Below are 22,390 nucleotides of genomic sequence, written 5' to 3'. Positions count from 1 at the left end.
CGGCCCTCAATATTTCGAGGCCGTCCGCGGCCGCAGAAATTTCGTTGGCCGCGCTCGAACACCGGTTCGGCGTGGTGAAACCTAGACTTCCTCGACAGAACTCGGCTCGGCCCGTGAGAGGTCGATGCCCAGTTCCTCCGCGGCCCGGAAGACTTCTTCATCCGAGTCACGCATCTCGATCGTCGTGCCGTCGGTGGAGAGGACCTCCACGTTGAGGCAGAGCGACTGCATTTCCTTGATGAGGACCTTGAAGGACTCGGGAACGCCCGGCTCGGGGATGTTCTCGCCCTTGACGATGGCCTCGTACACCTTGACGCGTCCGTGGATGTCGTCCGACTTGATGGTCAGGAGTTCCTGCAGCGTGTACGCCGCGCCGTAGGCCTCGAGGGCCCAGACTTCCATCTCACCGAAGCGCTGTCCGCCGAACTGTGCCTTACCACCCAGCGGCTGCTGCGTGATCATCGAGTACGGGCCGGTGGAGCGCGCGTGGATCTTGTCGTCCACCAGGTGGTGGAGCTTCAGGATGTACATGTAGCCCACGGAGATCGGGTCCGGGAACGGCTCGCCGGAGCGGCCGTCGAACAGGCGCGCCTTGCCGGATTCACCGATGAGGCGGTCACCGTCACGCGTGACGTTCGTGGAGCCGAGCAGGCCGACGATCTCGTCCTCGGTGGCACCGTCGAACACGGGGGTCGCGACGGTGGTCGAGGCGATCTCCCGGGGGAGGTTCGGGAGGTTCTTCAACCACTCGGGCTCTCCCTCGATCTTCCAGCCCTGCTTGGCTGCCCAGCCGAGGTGGATCTCGAGGACCTGGCCCACGTTCATGCGTCCGGGGACGCCGAGCGGGTTCAGGACGATGTCGACTGGCGTGCCGTCCTCCAGGAACGGCATGTCCTCGATCGGCAGGATCTTGGAGATGACGCCCTTGTTGCCGTGGCGGCCTGCGAGCTTGTCGCCGTCCGTGATCTTGCGCTTCTGCGCCACGTACACGCGGACCAGCTGGTTGACGCCCGGGGGCAGCTCGTCGTCGTTGTCGCGGTCGAAGATGCGCACACCGATGACCGTGCCCGACTCGCCGTGGGGCACCTTCAGCGAGGTGTCGCGGACCTCGCGGCTCTTCTCACCGAAGATGGCACGCAGCAGGCGCTCCTCGGGGGTCAGTTCCGTCTCACCCTTGGGCGTGACGCGACCGACGAGGATGTCGCCGGCCTCGACCTCGGCACCGATGTGGATGATGCCGCGCTCGTCGAGCGCGCCGAGGACTTCCTCGGAGACGTTCGGGATGTCACGCGTGATCTCCTCGGCACCGAGCTTGGTGTCGCGGGCATCGACTTCGTGCTCCTCGATGTGGATCGACGTCAGGACATCGTCGGAGACGATGCGCTGCGACAGGATGATCGCGTCCTCGAAGTTGTGACCCTCCCAGGACATGAACGCCACGAGCATGTTCTTGCCGAGCGCGAGCTCGCCCTGGTCCGTGGAGGGACCGTCGGCGATGATCGTGTTGTACTCGACGCGATCGCCCTCGGAGACCAGGACGCGCTGGTTGTACGCGTTGCCCTGGTTCGAGCGGGCGAACTTCATGATCGGGTAGTTCGTCTCGGTGCCGTCGTCGTTGAGGATGCTGACCAGGTCGGCCGACACCTCGTTGACCACGCCGGCCTTCGTCGCGGTGACGGCGTCACCGGCGTCGACGGCTGCGTTCTTCTCCATGCCGGTGCCCACGAGGGGACGCTCGGAACGGAGCAGGGGCACGGCCTGGCGCTGCATGTTCGCACCCATGAGGGCGCGGTTCGCGTCGTCGTGCTCCAGGAACGGGATCATCGCGGTCGCGACGGACACCATCTGGCGCGGGGAGACGTCCATGTACTCGACCTCACCGGGCTCGACGAGCACGGGCTCGCCCGAACCACCACGCGTCCGCACGAGGACCATGTCCTCCGTGAACGTGTTGTCGGCGTCGAGGGGCGCGTTCGCCTGGGCGATGAGGCGCTCCACCTCGTCGTCGGCGGTCAGGTAGTCGATCTGGTCGGTGACGAGGCCCTCGACGACCTTGCGGTACGGGGTCTCGATGAAGCCGAACGCGTTGATGCGGCCGTACGAGGCGAGCGAACCGATGAGGCCGATGTTCGGGCCTTCAGGGGTCTCGATGGGGCACATGCGGCCGTAGTGCGACGGGTGGACGTCACGGACCTCCATGCCGGCACGGTCACGGGACAGACCACCCGGGCCCAGCGCGGACAGGCGACGCTTGTGCGTGAGTCCGGCGAGCGGGTTGTTCTGGTCCATGAACTGCGACAGCTGGGAGGTTCCGAAGAACTCCTTGATCGCGGCGACGACGGGGCGGATGTTGATCAGGGTCTGCGGCGTGATCGCCTCGACGTCCTGCGTGGTCATCCGCTCACGGACGACGCGCTCCATGCGGGACAGGCCCGTGCGGACCTGGTTCTCGATGAGCTCGCCCACGGCGCGGATACGGCGGTTGCCGAAGTGGTCGATGTCGTCGACCTCGACGCGCAGCTCGACGTCGCCGCCGTCGCGCTTGCCGCCCAGGGTCTTCTCGCCGGCGTGCAGCGCCACCAGGAACTTGATCATCGCGACGATGTCGTCGATGTTCAGCACCGAGGCGTCGGAGTCCGTGAGGTCCTTGTCGATGCCGAGCTTGCGGTTGATCTTGTACCGGCCGACCTTCGCGAGGTCATAGCGCTTCGGGTTGAAGTACAGGTTGTCCAGGAGGGTCTGGGCAGCCTCGACCGTGGGGGGCTCGCCCGGTCGCAGCTTGCGGTAGATGTCCAGGAGGGCGTCCTCGCGGGTCTCCGTGGCGTCCTTCTCCATGGTGGCGCGGATGGAGTCGTACTGGCCGAACTCCTCGAGGATCTGGCCTTCGGTCCAGCCGAGGGCCTTCAGCAGCACGGTGACGGACTGCTTGCGCTTGCGGTCGAGGCGCACGCCGACCTGGTCGCGCTTGTCGATCTCGAGCTCGAACCATGCTCCACGCGACGGGATGATCTTCGCGCTGAAGATGTCCTTGTCGCTGGTCTTGTCGGCGGTGCGCTCGAAGTACGCACCGGGCGAACGGACGAGCTGCGACACGACGACACGCTCGGTGCCGTTGATGACGAAGGTGCCCTTGTCGGTCATGAGGGGGAAGTCGCCCATGAACACGGTCTGCTGCTTGATCTCGCCCGTGTTGTTGTTCATGAACTCGGCCTTGACGTACAGCGGGGCGGAGTAGGTCGCGTCGCGATCCTTGCACTCGGCCATGGTGTACTTGGGGTCCGCGAACTCGGGCTCGGAGAAGCTCAGGGACATGGTGCCCTGGAAGTCCTCGATCGGGGAGATCTCCTCGAAGATGTCTGCCAGGCCGGAGGTGGTGGCTACACCCTGCAGTCCCTTTTCCAGCGCTTCCTCGACACGCGCCTTCCAGCGCTCGTTGCCGACCAGCCAGTCGAAGCTGTCCGTCTGCAGGGCGAGGAGGTTGGGAACGTCAAGCGGTTCGTGAATCTTTGCGAATGAGAGCCGGGGTGCGGCGCCGTCGGCGTCGACCTGGCTGGTAGCGGTTGCATTATTAGAGGTGCTCGGGGCGACCAAGAGGGATCCTTCCACAGACCGTCAGGCTTGTCAGCGTTTTCGCCTCAGCACCGCCACCGCAGTATGCTGCGGGGATCTCAGTGCTTACCGGGTCTGCCCGCGTGCTTCCCGACCGCGGGGCCAGGTTAAACGACGAGAGCAGAGCTAAGCCCACCGCTATATGAAGGCTACCGCTTTTGAAACAACCACGATTAGAGGGAAGACGCAAAGACCTACACTACGGCATCAGTAGCGTAAAGTCCAATAGCGCCTCTCCCCCGCATGCGTCAAGCCGGGCGCCCCGTCCTATCCCGCTGCGGGCTCCGGGAGCGGCCCGGTGCTCGTGTCGCCGCGCAACCGCTTGACGATCAGTTCGGCACTGATCAGGCACATCGGGATGCCGATCCCCGGCACGGTGGAGCTGCCCGCGTAGAACAGGTTCTCGACCTTCGCGCTCCGGTTCGAGCCTCGGAAGAACGCGCTCTGCTTCAGGATGTGCGCCGGGCCGAGGGACGTTCCGCGCCAGGCGTTGAGGTCGTCCGCGAAGTCCTGCGGGCCGTAGCTGCGCCGCACCACGATGCGCTCCGCGAGGTCGGGGATGCCTGCCCAGGTGGAGATCTGCCCGATCACGGCGTCGGCGATCTCCTCCACGCGGGCGTCTCCCCCGCGGGCCAGTCCGCCCCTGCCGATGGTGACGTCGGCAGGGATGGGCACCAGGACGAAGACGTTCTCGTGGCCCTCCGGCGCCACGGAGTCGTCGGTGGCGCTGGGGCGGCAGACGTACAGCGACGCCGGTGAGGGCACGGAGGTCTCCTTGCCGAAGATCCGGCCGAAGTTGTCGCGCCAGTCGGTGGTGAACAGGAGCGTGTGGTGCTCGAGTTGCGGCAGCCCGCCCCGGATACCCAGGTACAGCAGGAGCGCGCTCGGTCCCGGGACGCGCTTCTCCCAGTACTTCTCGGGATACGTCTGCAGGTCGGCCGGCAGCAGCGTGGTCTCGGTGTGGTGGAGGTCCGCGGCGGAGACGACGATGTCGGCGTCGATCGACGTCGTGGTGCCGTCGGTGCGGTAGGTGACCGCCCGCACGCTCGCCGCCTGCCGGTCGAGCGGGGAGCGTCCGGTCCGCCGCGGCGTGGTGTCGATCGCGACGACGTCGGCGCCCGTGCGGATCTGCACGCCGGCCGCCACGGCCACGCGGCGCATGGCCTCGATGAGGGTGGTGAAGCCGCCCATCGGGTAGAGCACGCCGTCGTCGAGGTCGAGGTGGCTCATCAGGTGGTACATGCTCGGGGCGTCGAAGGGCGAGCTCCCGAGGAACACGGCCGGGTAGCCGAGGATCTGCCGGATGCGGGGGTCGGTGAAGCGCTTCTCCACGAAGGACTGCAGGGGCTGCAGCAGCAGCGAGCCGATACGCGGCAGACGCTTCAGGACATCGGGCCGCAGGAACGGCAGGAACGACTGGTAGGTGGAGTAGAGGAAGCGCTTCTTGGCGATCTCGTAGGCGTCCTCCGCCGAGTCGAGGTAGTGCGAGAGCTGCTCCCCCGCTCCCGCCTCGAGGGACTCGAAGAGCTTCGTGACGGCCTCGCGGTCCGCGGGGACGTCGACGGCTCCCCCGGCCTCGAACACCACGCGGTAGCCGGGGTCGAGCTTCACGAGGTCCAGCTGCTCGGCGGCGCTCGTGCCCATGAGCCTGAAGAAGTGGTCGATGACCTCGGGCATCAGGTACCAGGACGGGCCGGTGTCGAAGCGGAAGCCGTCCTGCTCCCAGGACCCTGCGCGCCCGCCCACCTGGTCGCGCTTCTCGAGCAGCGTGACGCGGTGGCCCTCCCGCGCCAGCAGGGCCGACGTCGCCAGGCCGCCGATCCCGCCACCGATGACGACGACGTCCTGTGCACCTACCCGGTGACGCTCGCTCTGCTGTGCGGTCATGCCGTCCTCTCCTGCGCGGTGGCTTCCGGTATCGCGCGACCGGTGAAGGCTTTCGCCAGGATGCGGAACTTCACCGGGTTGGGGACCCGGACGCGTGCGCGGAGCAGTTCGTCGGCCGGGGTGCGCCGGAGCCTGGCCGCGAGTTCGGTGAACAGCCCCTGCGCGAGGGCGACGGCGCGGCGCGGCGTCGCGGGCAGGCCGGGCAGTGCCGCGGCGGAGATCCGCAGGTCCGCGTCGATGTCGTCCAGCAACCGGATCTTGTCGGCCTCGCCGAAGCTGCCGGGGCGCACGCCGGGGAAGTAGCTGCGACCGAGGGTCGAGAAATCCTCGGCGAGGTCCCGCAGGAAGTTGATCTTCTGGAAGGCGGCGCCGAGGTGCCGTGCGCCGTCCACGAGGACGGCGTCCTCCTCCGGGGTCACGGGTCGTCCGACGAGGAAGACCCGCAGGCACATGAGCCCCACCACCTCCGCGGACCCGTACACGTACAGGTCGAAGGACTCCTGCGTGTGCTCGCGCTGCGTGATGTCCGCGCGCATCGAGGCGAAGAAGGGCCGCGTCAGGTCGGTGCCGATCCCCGTGCTCCTCGCGGTGGCCGCGAAGGCGTGCACCACGAGGTTGGCGCTGTAGCCCGTCGCGATCGCCCGCCCGGTCTCGCGTTCGAGGTCGTCGAGGAGCCGCTCCACGTCGGCGGGCGGGATCCCCGCTCCAGCAGCGGCGCCGTCGACGATCTCGTCGGCCACCCGGACGAGTGCGTACACCGCCTCGATATGGGCCCGCGTGCTGCGGTCGAGGGTGCGCGCGGCCATCCCGAACGACGTCGAGTAGCAGCGGATCACCTCGGCCGAGGTCCGATAGGCGGCCGCGGTGTAGCGCGCGAGCGAGTCGTCGATACCCACTCAGCGCACCCGGTCCACGACGGCGGTGACCACGGGCTCGAGGGCGGTCCGCAGCGCCGGTGGCACCGCACCGGACTCGAGGTGGGTCCGGGCCCGGGAGGCGTAGTCCGCGGCGAGGCCGGCGGAGTAGTCCTTGGCGCCGCTGTCGACGAGGATGCGACGGACGTAGTCGGCGTCGGCGGCGGACATGCCGGGACTGCCGACCAGCGAGGAGATCCTGTCCCACTCCGGGCGTGCCGCGACGAAGGACATCAGCGCCGTGCGCTTGCCCTCCCGCAGGTCGCCCCAGTTGGTCTTCCCGGTGCGCGTCTCGTTGCCGAACACGCCCAGCAGGTCGTCGGCGATCTGGTAGGCGATGCCGGCGTCGCGGCCGAACTCGCCGAGCCGCACGATCACCTCCTCGTCCGCCTCCGCGAGGACGGCGCCGGCCTGCAGCGGTCCCTCGAAGGAGTACACCGAGGTCTTGAGGCGCGCCATGTGGACGATGTCCTCGAGCGGGGGCATGGCGGGATCGAGCGAGGACTCGATGTCGAGGAACTCTCCCGCGGCCGAGGCGAAGACCGCCTCGTCGAGGATGGTCCCGAGGCGGCGCCGCGTGACGGCCGGCGCCTCGACGCGCTCGAGCAGCCGGTAGGCGTTGGACAGGGCGAGGTCGCCCGCGATCACACCCGCAGAGAGCCCGACATGGCGTGCACCGTCCGGCGACATGCCTGCGCCCTCGGCGACGCTGCGGTAGTGGCCGGAGACGTTCGGGATGCCGCGGCGGACGAAGTCCCGGTCGATCACGTCGTCGTGCACGATCAGCGCGGTGTGCAGCAGTTCGAAGGCCGCGCCCAGTTCGGCGGCGTTCTCGAGGTCGCGGCCGCCGAGCATCTGGTAGGCGGACATGACCATGCGGGGGCGGAACCGCTTGCCGCCGGCGGTGCATCGCTCGAGGGTCTCCCACAGCGTGTGGTAGCCGGGGCCGATCTTCGCCGCGCGGACCTTGGACTCCTCGAAGAACCGCCCGAGGGCATCCTCGACCTGCTCGAGCCCGGCGGGCTCGACCAGCAAGGTGTCCATGTCCATAGGTAAAGTAAACAACGGATAGGGTGCCCCTGACGAAATGCGGGGCGCAGGCAGCCGGACCGGCTGCCCGGCAGTGGCGGACCCGCCGGCCGGATCATCAGCGAATAAAGGGTGCCACGATGGCGAGCGAAGCAGGAACCACGCGGCAGGACGCGGCAGCCGCGGAGCGGACGGGCACGGAGACCGAGCTCGTGGTGCTGCTCGCCGAGGACGGCACGCCGCTGGGGACGCACGAGAAGTCGACCGTCCACACGCTCGAGACGCCCCTGCACCTGGCCTTCTCCACGCACGTGTTCGACGATCGGGGCCGCATCCTCGTGACCCGCCGCGCCCTGTCCAAGAAGGCCTGGCCCGGCGTGTGGACCAACTCCTTCTGCGGGCATCCCGCGCCCGGGGAGGCCTTCGAGGACGCGGTGAACCGCCGCGCGGCGCAGGAGCTGGGCTTCACCATCCGGGACATCCGGCCGGCCGTGCCCGATTTCCGGTACCGCGCGGTCGATGCGTCGGGCATCGTCGAGAACGAGATCTGCCCCGTCTACACCGCCGTCGCGGACGGCGCCGTGGATCCCCTGCCCGAGGAGGTCATGGACTTCCAATGGGTGGACGCCCCGCAGCTCGTCCGTGCGGTCACGGCGACGCCCTGGGCCTTCAGTCCCTGGCTCACGCTGCAGCTCCCCCTGCTCTACCCGCAGGGCGCCGACGGACCGGGCCCGCGCGCGTCCGCCTGACCCCGGAGGCGGGTCCGGCCCGCCGCAGCGCCTACGCTTGGAGCGGCACCATTTCAACGATGAAAGAGAGTCCCACCATGGCGACACCCACGCCGACCCCCGACGACGTCGTCCTCGTCGGAGGTGCCCGCACACCCCTCGGGCGCCTCAACGGACAGCTCGCCTCCTTCACCGCCGTCGAGCTCGGCGCGCTCGCGATCACGGCGGCGCTGGACCGCGCGGGCGTCGACGCAGGCACCGTCGACGCCGTCATCATGGGGCACGTGGTGCAGGCGGGCTGCGGCCAGAACCCCGCACGGCAGTCGGCCGTGAAGGCCGGCATCCCGTGGAACGTCCCCGCCGTCACCCTGAACAAGGTCTGCCTCTCCGGTCTGACGGCGGTGATCGACGCCGCCCGCCTCATCCGCAGCGGTGAGGCCCGCGTGGTCGTGGCCGGCGGGCAGGAGTCGATGACGCACGGTCCCCACCTGCTGCCGGGCTCCCGGCAGGGCTGGACCTACGGCTCCCTGCAGGCCCTCGACTCCGTGGCCCACGACGGCCTGACCGATGCCTTCGACGACGAGTCGATGGGCGCCTCGACGGAGCGCGGGAACGTCCGCCTCGAGATCCCCCGTGCAGCCCAGGACGAGGTCGCGGCGGCCTCCCACCGCCGTGCCGCGGACGCGTCCGACGGCGGTATCCTCACCGAGGAGATCGTCCCCGTCACCGTGCGCCGGCGGAAGGGCGACGACGTCGTCCTCACCACCGACGAGGGCATCCGCCCGACGACCACCGTCGAGTCGCTCGCGGCGCTGCGCCCCGCGTTCAATCCCGACGGCGCCATCACGGCCGGCAACTCGTCGCCCCTGTCCGACGGCGCCGCGGCCCTCGTCGTCACCACGCGGTCCTACGCCGAGGAGGCCGGACTCACCGTCCTCGCCGTCGTAGGACGGCCCGGACAGGTCGCAGGCCCGGACAACACCCTCCACTCCCAGCCCTCGGCCGCGATCCGGCAGGCCCTGGACCGCGCCGGCTGGACGACCGGGGAACTCGATTTCATCGAGATCAACGAGGCATTCGGATCGGTGGCCGTCCAGTCGCTCGAGGATCTCGACTACCCGCTGGAGAAGTGCAACATCCACGGTGGCGCGATCGCCCTCGGACACCCGATCGGCGCGTCCGGCGCGCGCCTGGCCCTCCACGCCGCCCTGGAACTGGCGCGGCGCGGGAGCGGGAAGTCGGCCGTGAGCCTGTGCGGCGGCGGCGGGCAGGGCGAGGCGCTCCTGCTCTGGCGCTGACCGTCCCCGCCCCTGGAAACGAAGAAAGAGCCCCGCTTCGCGAGAAGCGGGGCTCTTTCGTCCTGCGGCGGTCCGGCGTGTGCCGGCCACGGGTGCAGGGGTGTTACTTGAGGGTGACGGTGGCGCCGGCGGCCTCGAGGGCCTCCTTGGCCTTGTCTGCGGCTTCCTTGGTGACGCCCTCGAGGACGGCCTTGGGGGCGCTGTCGACAACGTCCTTGGCTTCCTTGAGGCCGAGCGAGGTGAGCGCGCGAACTTCCTTGATCACTGCGATCTTCTTGTCACCGGCAGCCTCGAGGACGACGTCGAACGCGGTCTGCTCCTCTTCGACGGACTCGGCGCCGCCACCGGCGGGGCCTGCAACTGCAACGGCAGCAGCGGTGACATCGAAGGTCTCCTCGAACAGCTTCACGAAGTCCGAGAGTTCAATGATGGACAGTTCCTTGAAAGCTTCGATGAGCTCTTCGTTGGTGAGCTTCGCCATGGGAGGCGTCCTTCCTTTAGTGGTGCAAGCACCTTCAGTGTGTGGGGCGAAGCGAAACTAGTTCGCTTCGGTTGCTGCGGCTTCCTCGGTGGGAGCGTCCGCGGCGGGAGCCTCCGTGACGGCCTCTGCGGGAGCAGCGGCCTCCTCGGCTGCAGGAGCGTCGGCGTCGGCTGCAGGTGCAGCGCCGCCTTCCTCCTCGAGCTTGACGCGCAGTGCGTCGACCGTGCGGGCCAGGGCGGACATCGGTGCCTTGAGGACACCTGCCACACGGGCCAGCTGGAGCTCACGCGACTCGAGGGCCGCCAGGGCGATGACCTCGGAGGCGTTGAGGGCCTTGCCCTCGAAGATTCCGGTCTTGATGACGAGCTTCGGGTTGGCTTTCGCGAAATCCGTGAGGCTCTTGGCTGCAGCGACGGCGTCACCCTTGATGAAGGCGATCGCGGTGGGTCCGGACAGCTGGCCGTCGAACGCGTCGATGCCCGCCTCCTTCGCCGCGATGCCGGTCAGGGTGTTCTTGACGACGGAGAACTTGTTGTCGTTGCCGAGGGCACGACGCAGGTCCTTGAGCTGAGCGACGGTGAGCCCGCGGTATTCGGTCAGGACAGCGGCGGTGGAATCCTTGAAATCGGTGGCGATCTCATCCACTGCAGAAACCTTTGTTGGCGTTGCCATAACCCTCCTTCCGGGGATATGCGCCGGCTTTCCAGCTCCCAATAAAAAACGCCCCGCGCAGATGCACGGGGCCTTGCTCGACACGGGCGCGGGGCCGGTGGAGAGGAGCTTCGTATCACCTGCGTAGGCCGTCCCTGACGGGAACTTTCGGATCCTGATCCTTCTTCCGATCGGCGCACGGATGCACCGGGTGGAAGCGGAGGAGGATCGACCGACGGTCTTTGGTTCTTCCAGCGTACGCGACGCGGGCGGGCCGGCCAAATCGGAGGGCCGTCCGGCTCCCCCGCTAGGACAGGACCTTCTGCCAGCCGGCGGTGCGGCCGGACGGCCGGAAGCCGAGTGCCACGTTGACGGCGAGCATGAAGGTGTTCTCCTCGGCGTTCCAGGTGTAGACGCGCCGAGCGTCCGGCCACTCGTCGAGGGTGCGCCGGAGATTGACCGCTTTCAGCCACATGCCGAGCCGGTGCCCGCGGTGCTCCTCCAGCACGAGCGTGTCCTCCTGGTACACCACGGCCGGTCTCGCCCCGAAGCGCTCGAGGATGGTGTGCCCCACCAGCCGTCCCGTGGCGGCGTGCCGTACCGCGCAGACGAGGCTCGATGCACCGCCGGCGAGGGCTGTCTCCTCCTCCCGGCGGATGCGCCCGGCGTCCCACAACTCCTCCTCCTGGACGAACCCGCCGAGGGGAGGGTCGGTGCTCATCCGCTGCCGCAGGAGCGCATAGTCCCCGACCAGGTCCTCCGGACAGCGGTCCGTCCAGCCGAGAAGCGTGTACTCGCCCGACCCTGCCGCAGCGGCCGCGGACTCATGCACCCTCAGGCTGCCCGGTCCGTCCGGGTCCTGTCGCAGCAGGTCCAGGTCGAGGATGCTCTGCCGGTCGACCTGGACAAGCTCGAATCCCCTGCGCAGGGCGAGGACCGCCGAGGCGTCGTCGGCCGGGAAGCTGCCGGCGCCGGTCGGCGGGGCGAGCATCCGTCCGTCCCGTGCATCCTGCCGGTCGGCGCGCGCATCGCTCCAGGACATGATGATGCTCCTGCCGCGCAACGCCGCCTGCTGCTCCATGAAGGCGAGCAGCGCGGTGGCCGTGCCCCGCCGCCTGTGCGAGGCCAGCACCTCGATCTGGAGATAGGCCGTCCGCAGGTTGTCGCGCTGCGGGATGCTGAGGCGGGCGTTCGCAACGATGTGCCCGTGCTCCCGGGCGATCCCGAGGACGCGTTCGCGGTCCGGCGTGGGCTGCATCATGGTGAGGCGTTCCCGGAGGTCCAGCAGGAAGTCGTCGTGACCCCACAGGGCCCGCTCCACCTCGTTGCTGACGGCGGCGCTCAGCGCGAAGTCCCTGCCCCCGGGTGCGTCGAGGGTCGCCGGGATCGGGAGTTCGTCGATCGTGATGGTCATCCGCCCAGCATAGGCGCACTGATTGGGTTATCCCAACCAGTAGGGCGGGCGGGCACGAAAAAGCCCCGCGGCACGGGCCGCGGGGCTTCATCGGGAGGTCTGCCTAGACGGCGAAGACCTTGGTGACGTTCGGGTCGACGGAGATGCCGGGACCGAAGGTCGTGGAGACGGTGGCCTTCTGGATGTAGCGGCCCTTGGAAGCCGAGGGCTTCAGGCGGAGGATCTCCTCGAGCGCCGCGGCGTAGTTCTCGCCCAGCTTCTGCTCGTCGAAGGAGACCTTGCCGATGATGAAGTGGAGGTTCGAGTGCTTGTCGACACGGAAGTCGATCTTGCCGCCCTTGATGTCGGTGACAGCCTTGGCGACATCCGCCGTGACCGTTCCGGTCTTCGGGTTCGGCATCAGGTTGCGGGGGCCGAGGATCTTTCCGAGGCGGCCCACCTTGCCCATGAGGTCAGGGGTGGCGACCGCGGCGTCGAAATCGGTCCAGCCGCCGGAGACCTTCTCGATCATGTCGTCCGAACCGACGAAGTCGGCGCCGGCCGCGATGGCGGCCTCGGCCCGGTCACCGGTCGCGAAGACCAGGACACGGGCGGTCTTGCCGGTGCCGTGGGGGAGGTTCACGGTGCCGCGGACCATCTGGTCCGCCTTACGGGGGTCCACTCCGAGACGGAAGGACACCTCGACCGTGGCGTCGAACGTCGAAGGGTTGGTCTCCTTCGCGAGGACTACCGCTTCGAGGGGGGCGTACTGCTTGTCCGCCTCGATCTTCGCGGCAGCTCCCTTGTATGCTTTGCTGCGCTGTGCCATCTGCTTGTTCTCCTTATGCAGTCGTGGTCATCGGACCGCGCTCGGCCCTGCCACTCACGACAGCCCCGCGGGGCGGCGGCGTCGTGCTGTGAAATGGTGGTGTGCCCTCGTCCGGCGGTACCGGACACGGGCGGGTGGTGGGGGCTGTCAGCCCTCGACCGTGATGCCCATGGAGCGGGCGGTGCCGGCGATGATCTTCGCTGCTGCCTGCACGTCGTTGGCGTTGAGGTCTTCCATCTTCATGGTGGCGATCTCCTCGACCTGGGCGTTGGTCAGCTTCGCGACCTTCACCGTGTGGGGCGTGCCCGAACCCTTGGCGACGCCGGCTGCCTTCTTGATCAGCTCGGCTGCCGGAGGGGTCTTGGTGATGAAGGTGAACGAGCGGTCCTCGTACACCGTGATCTCCACGGGGATGACGTTGCCGCGCTGGGACTCCGTCGCGGCGTTGTACGCCTTGCAGAATTCCATGATGTTGACACCGTGCTGGCCAAGCGCGGGACCGATCGGAGGAGCCGGGTTGGCGGCGCCTGCGTTGATCTGCAGCTTGATGAGGCCGGTGACCTTTTTCTTGGGGGCCATGAAAGGGTCCTTCTCTTGCATTGCGTTCCCGCCGGACAGGAGCGTCCTGCGGGGTGGTGGCCGTTCTGGCGTGACGGCCTGACGGCACTCCCCGGCGAAGCAAGCCGGGAGGCGCCGAAGCTTTACTGGATCTTGGTGACCTGGTTGTAGGAGAGCGTGACCGGGGTCTCGCGCTCGAAGATCGAGACGAGCACGACGAGCTGCTGCGACTCGTGCTTGATCTCGGAGATGGTCGCCGGGAGGGTCTCGAAGGGACCCTCGTTGACGGTGACGGACTCGCCGACCTCGAAGTTGACGGTGGCCGGGGTGAACTGCGGCTGGACCGGCTTGCCCGACTCGGCGTCGGTGTGCACGATGGTGTGCTCGAGCATCGAGAACACCTCGTTCAGGCTCAGCGGGACGGGGTTGTGGGCGTTGCCCACGAAGCCGGTGACGCCCGGGGTGTGGCGCACCGCGCCCCAGGACTCGTCGGTGAGATCCATCCGGACGAGGACGTAGCCGGGGATACGCACGCGGTTGACGATCTTCCGCGTGGTGTTCTTGATCTCCACGACCTCTTCCATGGGCACCTGGATCTCGAAGATGTAATCCTCCATGTCCAGGGTCTGGATGCGGGTCTCGAGGTTCGCCTTCACACGGTTCTCGTACCCGGCGTAGGAGTGGATGACGTACCAGTCACCCTCCTGGCGTCGGAGCTTGGCCTTGAAGTCGGCCACCGGGTCGGGGGCCTCCTCGGCGGGGGCGTCGTCGCCCTCCGAGGCGGCTGCCTCGTCGATGGAGCCTGCGGCCTCGTCGACGGCATCCGTGGCAGTGGCCTCGATGTCGGCGTCGGCGGCGTCGGACTCGATGTCGGCGTCGGCGGCATCGGACTCGTCGGCCTCGACGTCGTCCGCGAGGAGTCCGTCCTCGGCGGAGACGTCCGTGGCGGAGGGCTGCGCGTCGGAGTCCTCAGCAGGCACGTCGAGGTCGGAGGCGTCCGCCCCCGCTCCGTACTCCTCGTTCTCCAGACCATCTTCGGGAGTGATCTGCCGTTCGAGTTCTTGCTCGGACACCTAGCCGCCTGCTTTCGAGAGTTGTCTTGCTTGCCTGTAATCGACCCGACACGTCAACAGCCGTAACGGAGCGTGCATTCCTGCGGTCGGGGTCAGTTGTCTCCGAAGACCCAGACCGCGCCGGCCCCGAACAGGAGGTCCAGGGCGGTCACGATGAGCATCATGATGACCACGAAGACGAGGACGGTGATGGTGAACCTGACCAGTTCCCGGCGGGTGGGCGTGACGACCTTCCCGAGTTCCGCGAGCACCTGGCGGATGAACAGCATGATGCGTCCGAAGAACCCGCGTCGGGGAGCCTTCTTCTCGGCAGGGCTTCCCTTGGAGCTGCTCGCAGCCGTATCGGTCACCGTCAACCTCATCAATCTGTGTGGTGTTCCAGCCGGACCACCAGTGGCGCCCCCAGCTGATCATGTTTACCGCCGCGCGGGGCCTGTGCCTGCGCCGGGGCTTCGTGATCTGTTTCTGCCGTGCCTTCGCGAGCTTTCCGCGAAGGCCACGCGCAGGGCAGACAGGACTCGAACCTGCAACCTGCGGTTTTGGAGACCGCTGCGCTACCAATTGCGCCACTACCCTTTGGCTTTGAACACGTACTGCTTCCACTCCGGAGGTCCCCGCGAGGGCACGAACCAGCGTGGTGTTTCAACACCGAGGGTCAAGTCTACGCATTCACCGGCAGAACGTCGAACCGGGCCGCCGGGCCGACGCCCGGAAGCCTCGTCGCCGCGGTTCCCGTGCGATGCGCTGCGCCACCGCCGGGCCTCCGATCGGGGCCGCCCGGGCCCCAGCGCCTAAGCTGGAGCCTGACAAGAGACCCTCACGGAACGGGACCCGATGAACGCGACGACCGACGACCGACTCCGCGCAGCACTTCCCCGGATCTCCCGGCGGATCGACTCGATCGCGGAGTCGGCGACGCTGGCGGTCGACGCGAAGGCCAAGGCACTGAAGGCCGCGGGGCGGCCGGTCATCGGATTCGGCGCGGGTGAGCCGGACTTCCCCACGCCGGACTACATCGTGGAGGCGGCGATCGCGGCCGCACGGCAGCCGAGGTTCCACCGCTACTCCCCGGCCGGCGGCCTCCCGGAGCTCAAGCAGGCGATCGCCGAGAAGACCCTGCGCGATTCCGGCTACGCGGTGGATCCCGCCCAGGTCCTCGTGACGAACGGCGGCAAGCAAGCGGTCTACGAGTCCTTCGCGGGCCTGCTGGATCCGGGCGACGAGGTCCTCGTGCCCACACCGTTCTGGACCACCTACCCGGAGGCCATCCGGCTCGCCGGCGGCGTACCCGTAGAGGTGTTCGCCGGCCCGGAGCAGGGCTACCTCGTGACCGTGGACCAGTTCGAGGCCGCCCTGACGCCGCGCACGAAGGTGCTGCTGTTCGTCTCGCCGTCGAACCCCACCGGGGCCGTGTACGGTGCCGACACGGTCCGGGAGATCGGGGAGTGGGCCGCGGCGCGCGGGCTCTGGGTCGTGACGGACGAGATCTACGAGCACCTGACCTACGACGGCGTGCCGTTCACGTCGATCGCGACGGCCGCCCCGTCGCTCGGCGACAAGGTGGTCGTCCTCAACGGCGTCGCGAAGACCTACGCGATGACCGGCTGGCGTGTCGGCTGGATGGTGGGCCCGAAGGACCTCGTGAAGGCGGCCACGAACCTGCAGTCGCACGCGACCTCGAACGTGTCCAACGTCCCTCAGATGGCGGCGCTCGCAGCGGTCTCGGGACCGCTGACGGCCGTCGACGAGATGAAGGTGGCCTTCGACCGCCGTCGCCGGGCGATGGTGTCCGCACTGAACGAGATCGAGGGCGTCGAGTGCCCCACGCCGCACGGCGCCTTCTACGCCTACGCGGACGTGCGCGCACTGCTCGGCCGCAGCTTCGACGGTGTCACCCCGACGACCTCCGCGGAGCTCGCGACGCTGATCCTCGAGAAGGTCGAGGTCGCCGTCGTGCCCGGTGAGGCGTTCGGACCGAGCGGCTACCTGCGGCTGTCCTACGCCCTGGGAGACGAGGACCTCGCGACCGGCGTCGCCCGTCTCCAGGAGTTCCTCGGCTCGGCGCGCTAGTCCGGGAGCGGGCTCAGAGCAGCTTGCGCTCCGTCGCCCAGCGCGTGAGTTCGTGTCGCGAGGACAGCTGGAGCTTCCGCAGCACCGCGGACACGTGGGTCTCCACGGTCTTCACGGAGATGAACAGTTCCTTCGCCGTCTCCTTGTAGCTGTACCCGCGGGCGATGAGCCGCATGACCTCGAGCTCGCGGGCCGAGAGGCGGTCGAGCTCGTCGTCGACGGCGACCGACGCGGTCCCGAACGCATCGAGCACGAACCCGGCGAGGCGCGGTGAGAACACGGCGTCGCCCGAGGCGATGCGCTGCACCGCGTCGGTGATCTCCGGACCGGAGATGGTCTTGGTGACATAGCCGCGAGCGCCGGCCCTGATGACGGCGACGACGTCCTCGGCGGAGTCCGAGACGCTGAGGGCGAGGAATCGCGACGTGGTTCCGCGCCGGGCGCAGCGGTGGATGGCCTCCGCCCCGCCGCCTCCCCGGCCCCCGGGCAGGTGCACGTCGAGGAGGACGACGTCGGGCGCCGTGGCGGTGATGACGGCTTCGGCCTCCTCGACCGTGGCGGCCTCGCCGAGTACACGGATCACCGGACCGAGCGCTGCCCTGAGGCCGGAGCGGAAGATGCCGTGGTCGTCGACGATCACCACCGACACCGTCCCGGGCATCGCCGCTTCCGTCAGCGGGTCGTCGCTGTTCATCGCTGTCCTCCCCCTGGCCGTCCTGCCGGCCGTCCGTCATGCCTGACCTGACGTGCGTGGTCCGTCATGCCTGACCTGACGTGCGTGGTCCGTCGTGTGTGGTCCGTCGTGCGTGGTCCGTCGTGCGTGCGGACCGCGGTACCTCCGCGCCCGTGCTGCCGCCAGCCTAGACGAACGCCCCGGCGGGTGGGATGAAGGGATCAGGCACTGCGGCGGACGGCGGTGGGCAACCTGAGCCGCACCTCGGTGCCGTCCTCGTCGCTGCGCAGGTCCGAGGACCCGCCATGACGGGCCATCCGGCTGTGGATCGATTCGCGGATCCCGAGGCGGTCCCCGGGGACGGACGCCGGGTCGAACCCGGGGCCGCGGTCCCGGACGAAGACCTCGACGGCGTCGGTGCCCGCCTCGAGGTAGACGGACACAGCGACGCCCGCGTGCTTCGCCGCGTTCAGCATGGCCTCCCGTGCCGCCTGCGCCAGGGCGTCCTCCGCGGGCCCGAGGGCGGCGTCCCCCACCGCGACGACGGCGACCGGGTGGCCGTACAGGTCCTCGATCTCGCCGGCCATGACGCGCAGGCGCTCGGCGAGGCTGCCCGGATCTCGCGCGGGATCCGCGAACAGCCACTGGCGCAGTTCACGCTCCTGCGCACGGGCCAGGCGCAGCACGTCCGTTTCGGAATCGGCGCGGTTCTGGATGAGCGCGAGGGTCTGCAGGACGGAGTCGTGCAGGTGGGCCGCGATCTCCGCGCGCTCCGTCTCCCGCACGCGGCCCGCCCGTTCCCGCTCGAGATCGCGCCAGAACTTCAGGCCCCATGGGGCGAGGACCAGCCCGACGCCCGCGAGGACGGCGAGGACGGCAACGAGAGTAGCGACCGTCAGAGTCCACGAGCCACTGCTGGACAGGGCGACGAGCACTCCGACCACCACGAGCACGATGCCCGCGATCAGCCGCAGCGTCCCTCCGACCCGCCCCGCCCCTGCGCGGTCCATGACCCTGGCACGGCGCACCTCGTCGAGCTGGGCCCAGGCCAGGGCGGCACCCGTCGCCACGACGGCGATGGGCAGGAGGAAACCCCAGTTGACCTGGACGCCGAGCAGCTGCACCACGAGTACTGCCGCGGCCAGCAGCAGGGCGGTGCCGAACAGGATCTCACGGCGGCCGGCGCTCATGGAGCGGTCACGCCAGGAGTCGGCGTCGAAGAGAACCGCGGTCCCGGGGCCGACCGGAGCGAGGGAGCCCCGGGGCGACCCTCCCTGAGGATCGCCGGTGCCGCCCGCGCTGCCGCGGCCGACAGAGCCAGGGCCGCTCGGGGTTCCTGAACTGGCTGAGCCGGCCAAGCCGGCTGGGGCGGCTGGACTGCCCGGGCCGGCCAAGCCGGCTGGGGCGGCTGGACTGCCCGGGCCGGCCGAGCTGCCCGAGCTGCCCGAGCTGCCTGTCCTGGCTGTGCTGCCGGGATCGGTACCGCGAGCGCCGCGCGGAGGGACGGGCCCGTAGGCCAAGCCGGTACCGACGGGACGGCTGATGCCCGGGCCGCTACCGGCACCGTCCATGAAGGCAGCGGGGCCGCTCTTCCGGCCCGCCTCGGCCGCCTTGTCCGCGGCGGTGGGGACGAAGACCCAGAGCCAGGCATAGAGCAGGATCCCGGCACCCGAGGCGAGGGTCAGGACTGCCATGCCCACGCGGACCCAGGACGGCGAGATGCCCAGGTGCACCGCGAGTCCGGCGCAGACTCCGGCGATCACGCCGTCGGATCTGCGCAGCAGCGGAGGTCTCATAGCAACATCACAACATACAGAAGCCCTGAGCGGACCGCTCCCTGACAGGAATCAGGGGGTTCTCAGGGTTCAATCAGGGTCGGCCCCGATACCGCGCACCCGGTGCGGGAGGAAGCATGGAGGCATGACCTCAGCACCGAATCCAGGCGGGCCGTCCTGGCAGCAAGAACCGGCCGCATCCCATCCGACGGGGCACCCCACGTCGTCGTCGTTCTACCGCTGGATCCGCAGCCTGGACATCACCCGGACGCCCGACCGCTGGCTGGGCGGGGTCTCCGGTGGTGTGGCCCGCCGCACGGGTCTGGACCTGGCCCTCGTCCGCGGACTGATCGTCGTCCTGGCGGTCTTCGGCGGAATCGGCGTGCTGCTCTACGGCCTCGCCTGGGCGCTGCTCCCGGAGCCCGACGGGCGTATCCACCTGGAGCAGGCCCACCGCGGATCGTGGACGTCCGGGCTGACCGGGGCGGCGGTCCTGGTCACGGTCGGGCTGTGGGGTCCGAACGTCCCCTTCCGAGGGGAGGGCGGCGGGCTCCTCTGGACCCTGTTCTGGATCGGCGCAGTCATCCTCTTCGTCTACTGGATCGTGAATCGCTCGAGTGGCGGCAAGGCTCCTGCAGGGACGCCGGGCGGCGGCCCCCAGGGCTTCGGCGGCGGTCCGGGTAGTGGCCCTGTGCCACCCACCGGACCGGGTTTCTCCGGGCCAGGCTCTACCGGACCGACCGGACCGACCGGACCGACCGGCGGATCGGCTCCCGGGGGTCCGAGCGGTTTCGGAGGTCCTGCGGGTCCCACCGGGTTCGGGGGTCCCACCGGATCCACGGGTCCCACCGGGTTCGGGGGTCCCACCGGCATCGGGGATCCGGCCGGCACCACCGGCGACAAGGACTCCCCCGGTACCGGTCCTGCCGGCTCCTCAGCTCGTACCGCTTCCGATGCATCGGCGGATACGGACGGTCCCGGGAACGCAGGGGTGGGGAACGACGCGCAGGACATGGCGCAGGACGAGGACACCTACCGGACCGTCCCCCTGCCGTACCGGCCCGACACGGCCGTCGCAGGAACCCGGGACTACACGCAACCGTACGAGCCGTATCAGCCCTACCAGCCGTACCAGGGCTGGTCCGACGCCTCGGCCTACCCTGGACCAGGGGTCCTCGACACCAGGACCCCTCCCACCAAGGGCCGCAGCATCGACAACCGTCAGCCCCGCCCCTCCGGACCCGCCACGGCGCTCCTCATCGGTGGTGCCCTGACGGTCGCCGCCATCGTCCTCGCGCTCGACTACACGAACGTGCTCGACGTCGCCGATGCGGCCGTCGTGGCGCTCGCGACGGCCGCGATCGTCCTCGCCCTCGGCGTCGTGGCGCTCGGCATCCGGGGACGCACCTCGGGGCTGGTCGGGGTGACAGCAGCCCTAGCGACGATCGGCGCGCTCATCGCCTCGTTCACCGTGGCCGGAGGGGCGTGGATCGTCGCCCAGGAGTCCAGGACCGCGCCGACATCGCTGCAGGCGGCCTCCGACGGGTACAGCGTCCTGGTGGCCCAGACGACGATCGACCTCGCCGACCTGCCCAGGCCCGCGCGCGACGTCGTCGTGCCGGTCAACTCGCTGGCGAGCGACGTCACCGTGATCGTCCCCGAGGACGTCCCCGTCGAGGTGCGCACCCGGATGGCACTCGGCAGCGCCGACGCCCAGGGGGCGCCCTCCATCGTCGACTCCGCGTCGCCCCGGTTCGAGAGCGACGGCGGCGTACTGCAGCTGAGCAGCAGTGAGTTGAACCCCGACGCGACCGGCGCCGCCCTCATCCTGGAGGTGCGCGGCGCCCTGAGCGACGTGACGATCAGGACCACCGCGGGCGACGACGCCGATCCCACCCCCAGCCCCGTTCCCAGCCCCAGCACCCCCGCAGGAGACACCCCATGAGCACCTCACTGACCCGACCGAAGAGGCGGGCACGCGTCGTCACGATCGTCTGGGGGGCCGTGCTCCTCGCCGTCGCCGTCCTGCTCCTCGTCAGCCAGTTCGTCGCCCTCGCCATCGACCCGGTGATCGTGGCCCTCGGCCTGCTGGTCGGCGTCGGACTCTCCCTGGTGGCAGGTGGCATCCTGTCACTGCGGACACGACCGACACCGGACGACCGCGACGACGACCTGCCGACCTACTGACCGCGGCACACCAGCTCCGACCGAGCGGCGTACCAGCCCCTCCTATGAAAGGCACACCATGGAATCCTTCTACCGCATCCTCCGCTCCTCCCCCGTCAAGCGGGCCCCCGGCGGTATCTTCGGCGGTATCGCGTCCGGCATCGCCCGGCAGTACGGCTGGCGCGTGAGCTACGTACGCATCGCGATGCTGCTGAGCTTCCTGCTCCCCTTCATCGGCCTCCCGCTCTACCTGGTGCTGTGGCTGCTGCTCCCGGCGACCGACGGCACGATCGTCCTGCAGAAGGTCATCGGCCGCTAGGGCTCCACGACCCGCCCCGGGGAAGGGGCATCCGCGCACACCGCGGGTGCCCCTTCCGCCGTGTGACCTGCGAGGATGGAGAGCGTGCCGAAACCCACCGCCCGCCGAGTGCCCCGCCGAGTCCCCCGCCGATTCCCCCGCCGATTCCCCCGTCTGCTCATCGCGTCCTGTGCCTTCCTCTTCGTCTCCGGCTACTTCGTGGTCCGGTTCCCCGACGTCGAGGGTGCCGAGTACGCGTCCTACGGCTTCAACCTGCTGATCGCACTGCCCGCGTTCGTGGCGCTCGTCCGGCAGTTCGGGGTCGCACGCGGGGTGGCGGCACTCGTCGCCGTGTCCGTCTTCGGCTACCTCATCGAGGGCTTCGGGGTGGCGACGGGCTACCCCTACGGCGAGTTCTACTACGGCGACCCGCTCGGCCCCACGATCCTCGGCCTCGTGCCGTACCTGCTGCCGCTCTCCTACGTCCCGCTGGTCATCGGCGCGGTGGCCGTGGTGTCCGGGACGGGCACGGCGCTGCGCAGGGTCGTCCTCGGCGGGCTGCTGCTGGTCGTCGTCGACGGCGTCCTCGACCCGGGCGCAGCGGCGCTCGGCTTCTGGATCTGGCCGGGCGGCGGTCCGTACTACGGCGTTCCGCTCTCCAACTACGCCGGGTGGCTCGTCTCCGGGCTGATCGCTTCGGCGATCATGGTCCGGATCGGCGGCCGCCGGCTCACCGAGGAACCCCTGCGGCCCGGACTCGTCGACAGCCTGCTCGTCTCGATGTTCCTGTGGCTGGGCGTGTGCGTCTTCTCGGGGCTCGTGTTCCCTGCCGTCCTGGCGGCCGCGCTGATCGTCCTGCTCGTCCGGCGTCGCCTGCAACTGGCAGGGGCCGCGCCCTCCGGGCGGGCGACGACGGAACCCGTGGAAGCCGCTCCGCGCGGCTGAGGCCGAGCGCGCG

20 protein-coding genes and 1 tRNA gene are annotated in these 22,390 nt (G+C 69.3%); 7 read left to right on the top strand and 14 right to left on the bottom strand.

Annotated features, from left to right (window positions below; genetic code table 11):
• Positions 1-81 precede the first annotated feature (81 nt).
• The 4 genes from rpoB to AC4D2O_RS11195 form a co-directional block, all read right to left on the bottom strand.
• Positions 82-3,591, bottom strand: coding sequence for a DNA-directed RNA polymerase subunit beta (gene rpoB, locus AC4D2O_RS11210; RefSeq protein ID WP_490907369.1), 3,510 nt, complete (start codon positions 3,589-3,591; stop codon positions 82-84).
• Positions 3,592-3,876: 285 nt separating this feature from the next.
• Entirely contained in the window at positions 3,877-5,496 is a 1,620-nt protein-coding gene (crtI, locus tag AC4D2O_RS11205; protein ID WP_490907366.1) for a phytoene desaturase family protein, read from the bottom strand.
• Positions 5,493-6,392, bottom strand: coding sequence for a phytoene/squalene synthase family protein (locus AC4D2O_RS11200; RefSeq protein WP_490907364.1), 900 nt, complete (start codon positions 6,390-6,392; stop codon positions 5,493-5,495). The genes crtI and AC4D2O_RS11200 overlap by 4 nt, the downstream gene beginning before the upstream one ends.
• The gene (locus tag AC4D2O_RS11195; protein ID WP_490907362.1) at positions 6,393-7,460 is read right to left on the bottom strand and encodes a polyprenyl synthetase family protein; all 1,068 of its coding nucleotides are present in this window, start codon (positions 7,458-7,460) and stop codon (positions 6,393-6,395) included.
• A 119-nt stretch (positions 7,461-7,579) separates the two neighbouring features.
• Here AC4D2O_RS11195 and idi point away from each other — a divergent pair, with 119 nt between their 5' ends.
• Together idi and AC4D2O_RS11185 are read left to right on the top strand one after the other, a co-directional pair.
• Positions 7,580-8,188, top strand: coding sequence for an isopentenyl-diphosphate Delta-isomerase (idi, locus tag AC4D2O_RS11190; protein ID WP_490907358.1), 609 nt, complete (start codon positions 7,580-7,582; stop codon positions 8,186-8,188).
• Between the two features lie 77 nt (positions 8,189-8,265).
• Complete coding sequence (locus AC4D2O_RS11185; RefSeq protein ID WP_490907511.1) at positions 8,266-9,465, top strand: acetyl-CoA C-acetyltransferase; 1,200 nt, start codon at positions 8,266-8,268, stop codon at positions 9,463-9,465.
• Between the two features lie 103 nt (positions 9,466-9,568).
• On the opposite strand, the gene rplL is transcribed toward AC4D2O_RS11185, so the two are convergent.
• The 8 genes from rplL to AC4D2O_RS11145 all read right to left on the bottom strand — a co-directional run bounded on the left by rplL (position 9,569) and on the right by AC4D2O_RS11145 (position 15,026).
• The gene (gene rplL / locus AC4D2O_RS11180; protein ID WP_334210706.1) at positions 9,569-9,946 is read right to left on the bottom strand and encodes a 50S ribosomal protein L7/L12; all 378 of its coding nucleotides are present in this window, start codon (positions 9,944-9,946) and stop codon (positions 9,569-9,571) included.
• 57 nt (positions 9,947-10,003) lie between these two features.
• The gene (rplJ, locus tag AC4D2O_RS11175; protein WP_490907352.1) at positions 10,004-10,618 is read right to left on the bottom strand and encodes a 50S ribosomal protein L10; all 615 of its coding nucleotides are present in this window, start codon (positions 10,616-10,618) and stop codon (positions 10,004-10,006) included.
• Between the two features lie 286 nt (positions 10,619-10,904).
• Positions 10,905-12,011, bottom strand: coding sequence for a GNAT family N-acetyltransferase (locus tag AC4D2O_RS11170; protein WP_490907350.1), 1,107 nt, complete (start codon positions 12,009-12,011; stop codon positions 10,905-10,907).
• 103 nt (positions 12,012-12,114) lie between these two features.
• A complete protein-coding gene (gene rplA, locus AC4D2O_RS11165; RefSeq protein WP_104050973.1) occupies positions 12,115-12,819 on the bottom strand; it encodes a 50S ribosomal protein L1 in 705 nt (234 codons plus the stop codon).
• A gap of 147 nt (positions 12,820-12,966) precedes the next feature.
• Complete coding sequence (gene rplK / locus AC4D2O_RS11160) at positions 12,967-13,398, bottom strand: 50S ribosomal protein L11 (RefSeq protein ID WP_087030133.1); 432 nt, start codon at positions 13,396-13,398, stop codon at positions 12,967-12,969.
• A 122-nt stretch (positions 13,399-13,520) separates the two neighbouring features.
• On the bottom strand, positions 13,521-14,450 hold the full coding sequence (gene nusG, locus AC4D2O_RS11155) for a transcription termination/antitermination protein NusG (RefSeq protein WP_490907347.1): 930 nt from the start codon (positions 14,448-14,450) through the stop codon (positions 13,521-13,523).
• Between the two features lie 92 nt (positions 14,451-14,542).
• A complete protein-coding gene (gene secE / locus AC4D2O_RS11150) occupies positions 14,543-14,800 on the bottom strand; it encodes a preprotein translocase subunit SecE (protein ID WP_490907344.1) in 258 nt (85 codons plus the stop codon).
• A gap of 153 nt (positions 14,801-14,953) precedes the next feature.
• Positions 14,954-15,026: transfer RNA gene (locus tag AC4D2O_RS11145), tRNA-Trp, on the bottom strand.
• Positions 15,027-15,284: 258 nt separating this feature from the next.
• Here AC4D2O_RS11145 and AC4D2O_RS11140 point away from each other — a divergent pair.
• Positions 15,285-16,520 (top strand): pyridoxal phosphate-dependent aminotransferase, encoded by a 1,236-nt coding sequence (locus tag AC4D2O_RS11140; protein WP_490907342.1) that lies wholly within the window; start codon positions 15,285-15,287, stop codon positions 16,518-16,520.
• A gap of 13 nt (positions 16,521-16,533) precedes the next feature.
• Here the strand turns inward: AC4D2O_RS11140 and AC4D2O_RS11135 are convergent, their stop codons facing one another.
• Complete coding sequence (locus AC4D2O_RS11135; protein ID WP_490907340.1) at positions 16,534-17,214, bottom strand: LuxR C-terminal-related transcriptional regulator; 681 nt, start codon at positions 17,212-17,214, stop codon at positions 16,534-16,536.
• 200 nt (positions 17,215-17,414) lie between these two features.
• Positions 17,415-18,989: an ATP-binding protein gene (locus AC4D2O_RS11130; RefSeq protein WP_490907338.1), complete on the bottom strand. Its 1,575-nt coding sequence runs from the start codon at positions 18,987-18,989 to the stop codon at positions 17,415-17,417.
• A 124-nt stretch (positions 18,990-19,113) separates the two neighbouring features.
• On the opposite strand from AC4D2O_RS11130, the gene AC4D2O_RS11125 reads away from it, so the two are divergent.
• The 4 genes from AC4D2O_RS11125 to AC4D2O_RS11110 all read left to right on the top strand — a co-directional run bounded on the left by AC4D2O_RS11125 (position 19,114) and on the right by AC4D2O_RS11110 (position 22,377).
• Complete coding sequence (locus tag AC4D2O_RS11125) at positions 19,114-20,913, top strand: PspC domain-containing protein (RefSeq protein ID WP_490907336.1); 1,800 nt, start codon at positions 19,114-19,116, stop codon at positions 20,911-20,913.
• Positions 20,910-21,155 carry a hypothetical protein gene (locus AC4D2O_RS11120; protein WP_490907333.1) on the top strand — a complete coding sequence of 82 codons (246 nt, stop codon included), beginning with the start codon at positions 20,910-20,912 and terminating at the stop codon, positions 21,153-21,155. The genes AC4D2O_RS11125 and AC4D2O_RS11120 overlap by 4 nt, the downstream gene beginning before the upstream one ends.
• A gap of 58 nt (positions 21,156-21,213) precedes the next feature.
• Positions 21,214-21,453 carry a PspC domain-containing protein gene (locus AC4D2O_RS11115; protein ID WP_490907330.1) on the top strand — a complete coding sequence of 80 codons (240 nt, stop codon included), beginning with the start codon at positions 21,214-21,216 and terminating at the stop codon, positions 21,451-21,453.
• A gap of 84 nt (positions 21,454-21,537) precedes the next feature.
• Positions 21,538-22,377 (top strand): carotenoid biosynthesis protein, encoded by an 840-nt coding sequence (locus AC4D2O_RS11110; RefSeq protein ID WP_490907328.1) that lies wholly within the window; start codon positions 21,538-21,540, stop codon positions 22,375-22,377.
• The last annotated feature ends 13 nt before the right edge of the window (positions 22,378-22,390 follow it).

Source organism: Arthrobacter sp. TJ-238 (genome assembly GCF_058269215.1).
Note: the sequence above shows the minus strand (reverse complement) of the source record. Positions and strands in the feature narration are given on the sequence as shown.

Bases quoted from the DNA above. Each gene is read 5' to 3' on its own strand.
- crtI (WP_490907366.1), bottom strand. From the start codon at position 5,496: ATGACCGCACAGCAGAGCGAGCGTCACCGGGTAGGTGCACAGGACGTC.
- AC4D2O_RS11195 (WP_490907362.1), bottom strand. From the start codon at position 7,460: ATGGACATGGACACCTTGCTGGTCGAGCCCGCCGGGCTCGAGCAGGTC.
- idi (WP_490907358.1), top strand. From the start codon at position 7,580: ATGGCGAGCGAAGCAGGAACCACGCGGCAGGACGCGGCAGCCGCGGAG.
- AC4D2O_RS11185 (WP_490907511.1), top strand. From the start codon at position 8,266: ATGGCGACACCCACGCCGACCCCCGACGACGTCGTCCTCGTCGGAGGT.
- rplL (WP_334210706.1), bottom strand. From the start codon at position 9,946: ATGGCGAAGCTCACCAACGAAGAGCTCATCGAAGCTTTCAAGGAACTG.
- rplJ (WP_490907352.1), bottom strand. From the start codon at position 10,618: ATGGCAACGCCAACAAAGGTTTCTGCAGTGGATGAGATCGCCACCGAT.
- AC4D2O_RS11170 (WP_490907350.1), bottom strand. From the start codon at position 12,011: ATGACCATCACGATCGACGAACTCCCGATCCCGGCGACCCTCGACGCA.
- rplA (WP_104050973.1), bottom strand. From the start codon at position 12,819: ATGGCACAGCGCAGCAAAGCATACAAGGGAGCTGCCGCGAAGATCGAG.
- rplK (WP_087030133.1), bottom strand. From the start codon at position 13,398: ATGGCCCCCAAGAAAAAGGTCACCGGCCTCATCAAGCTGCAGATCAAC.
- AC4D2O_RS11140 (WP_490907342.1), top strand. From the start codon at position 15,285: ATGAACGCGACGACCGACGACCGACTCCGCGCAGCACTTCCCCGGATC.
- AC4D2O_RS11135 (WP_490907340.1), bottom strand. From the start codon at position 17,214: ATGAACAGCGACGACCCGCTGACGGAAGCGGCGATGCCCGGGACGGTG.
- AC4D2O_RS11130 (WP_490907338.1), bottom strand. From the start codon at position 18,989: ATGAGACCTCCGCTGCTGCGCAGATCCGACGGCGTGATCGCCGGAGTC.
- AC4D2O_RS11125 (WP_490907336.1), top strand. From the start codon at position 19,114: ATGACCTCAGCACCGAATCCAGGCGGGCCGTCCTGGCAGCAAGAACCG.
- AC4D2O_RS11120 (WP_490907333.1), top strand. From the start codon at position 20,910: ATGAGCACCTCACTGACCCGACCGAAGAGGCGGGCACGCGTCGTCACG.
- AC4D2O_RS11115 (WP_490907330.1), top strand. From the start codon at position 21,214: ATGGAATCCTTCTACCGCATCCTCCGCTCCTCCCCCGTCAAGCGGGCC.